3 protein-coding genes are annotated in these 2,437 nt (G+C 38.8%); all 3 read right to left on the reverse strand.

Going from position 1 to position 2,437, the window contains the following annotated elements; translation table 11 throughout:
• Nucleotides 1-424 precede the first annotated feature (424 nt).
• On the reverse strand, nt 425-748 hold the full coding sequence (locus tag A194_RS18920) for a DUF423 domain-containing protein (RefSeq protein ID WP_017187758.1): 324 nt from the start codon (nt 746-748) through the stop codon (nt 425-427).
• 27 nt (nt 749-775) lie between these two features.
• Complete coding sequence (locus tag A194_RS0115815) at nt 776-1,108, reverse strand: DUF5327 family protein (protein ID WP_017187759.1); 333 nt, start codon at nt 1,106-1,108, stop codon at nt 776-778.
• A gap of 48 nt (nt 1,109-1,156) precedes the next feature.
• Nucleotides 1,157-2,437: sodium-dependent transporter (locus A194_RS0115820; protein WP_017187760.1), on the reverse strand; the 1,281-nt coding region annotated here is incomplete at its 5' end.

Here is a 2,437-nt window from a genome sequence, read left to right on the forward strand (position 1 = left end):
ACTTCGGAGCATTGCTTGTAGACGCAGGTTCATCACTCGGCAGACAAAGGAACTTCGGCTAAGTACCGGACGTCAATCACAAACGCCGAAGTGACCCACATCCTGTACGCCTCTGTGGGGTCTCGAGACTCGTGCTGTTCCCGTGACGACCCGGACGGTCTAATGTCGGCGTTGGTCACAGGACGTGACCGTTTTTAGCGACCTGGAGTCTACGCATTTTGATTCCGCTCAGTATGTGTTCAGCTAACACGAGTTGACTATGTATCATGTTTTTAATAACTTTTGATTTGTCCTTTTGGAACCAACACGTTTAATTAAACCCAAACTAATAATTAAAGCCTACCCTTTTTTGGAGTAGGCTTTAATTGAGTATAATTTTAAACAACCATTTTAGAAATTCCGTACGCTAATACGATCCAACCAATTAAGAAGCTAGGCCTCCGATTGGTGTAATCATAGCGAAGAATTTCGTACCTGTTACTGAATAAATATATAAACTACCTGAAAAGATGAGAATTCCAACTAAGAATACCCAACCTGACGTTTGAAAAATAGCTAGTTCAGTTTTGAGCATTAAGATCGATGCTATAAAAATAGCAATCGTGTGGAACATTTGGTATTGCACGGCTTTTTCCCAAGTTTGCAGCATTTTTTCGCTCACTCGGTTTTCTAACCCGTGTGCTCCAAACGCTCCTAATGCGACTGTAATAAAACCACTAATTGCCCCAATTATTAACAAGATCTTCATCTTTACCGCTCCTCTTGTTCGTTTAATTTAAAAATCGAATAAAGAATCGCCGTTTGCATCGTGTTCTTTTAATCTCTTTCCTTCATTGAAGCTTGGTTTCTTTTTCTCAATTCCCATCATTTTGGCTTCAATGTCCGAGATTTCTAGTTCATCTTTCTTTTGTGTCACAAACTGCGATGTCACAAACGTATCCGATTTCGTTTGTGTACTATGACTTTCATTATCTGATGCTAATACGACATCAGCTAACGAACGGATTGCATACATTTTAGCACGGATGTCTGATTGAGATGAAGTTGGGTCAATCGATTGTAATTCATTTTTCATCTTTTCGACGATCGCTTCATAAGATATTGTCATTTAAACCACCTAATCTACTAAGTTTCTATGTGGATTATACCACATTTTTTAAAAGTCGAATAACGAGACGATTAAGATGACAATCATTAAGACTGGTACTAAGAAGCGAACAATGTTGTACCAAACTTTTTGTAATAAAGGTGATTCAATTTCACTGTTTTTAACAGCTTGGTCACGGTTTAAATACCAACCAACGAAGATTGCCATTAGTAAGCCACCTAACGGTAAAATGACGTTAGCTGTAATATTGTCCATCATATCTAGAATGTTATTGCCATTGATTTGGATATGACTCCATACACCGAAACCTAATGAAGCCGCGATTCCTAATACGAAAATAATTGATCCCATAATTAGTGTCGCCGCTTTACGAGTTAAACCTAAAGTACGGTGAACGTAAGCTACTGGTAACTCTAATAGAGATAATGCTGATGAGAATGCCGCCATCGTTAATAGTACGAAGAAGACAATCCCGACAATGTGGCCTGCTGGCATGCCTTCAAAGATGCTCGGTAAGATGATAAATACAAGAGGTGGACCTGAATCAGGTTCAACTCCGTAACTGAATACAGCTGTAAAGATCATCACACCAGCAATTAAAGCAAACACAGTATCCATTAAACCAACACCAACTGTTGCTGCTGGCAAACGGTCTTTAGCCTTTAAGTAACTGCTGTATGTCAACATACCGCAAATACCAATACTTAATGAGAAGAATGCTTGTCCTAATGCCATAAAGTATACAGAAGGCTCTGTTAACATCGACCAATCAGGTGTAAATAGGAATGCTAAACCTTCACTCGCTCCATCTAGCGTTAAACCGTAACCGGCCATAAATATTAGTAATATAGCTAATGCAGGCATAAGAACGTTGTTAGCTTTCTCAATACCTTTTTTAATACCTCTCATAACGATTAAGATCGTTAGTCCTAAAAATAGTGCTTGCCAAAACAATGGCGCTATTGGGTTACTCGTCCACGCTTCAAACGCAGCTCCGAAACCACCATCTGGTTCAGTCCAATAAGCTCCTGTTACATATTGATATAAATAAAATAAAGTCCAACCAGAAACAACACTATAGAAGCTTAATATTAAAATACCACCGATTACACCCATTAAACCCGTAAGGTGCCATTTCGTATTCGGTGCTAAACGTTTAAATGAACCGACTGCGTCCATTTGTCCTGCTTTTCCTATACTAAATTCCGTTAAAAGTAACGGTATACCGATTATAAGAACAAAGAATAAATATATTAATAGAAATGTCGCTCCTCCACTTTCACCTGCAACATAAGAGAAACGCCATATGTTTCCTAAACCAACTGCTGA

The organism is Alkalibacillus haloalkaliphilus C5 (assembly GCF_000269905.1).
Lineage (GTDB): Bacteria > Bacillota > Bacilli > Bacillales > Alkalibacillaceae > Alkalibacillus > Alkalibacillus haloalkaliphilus_A.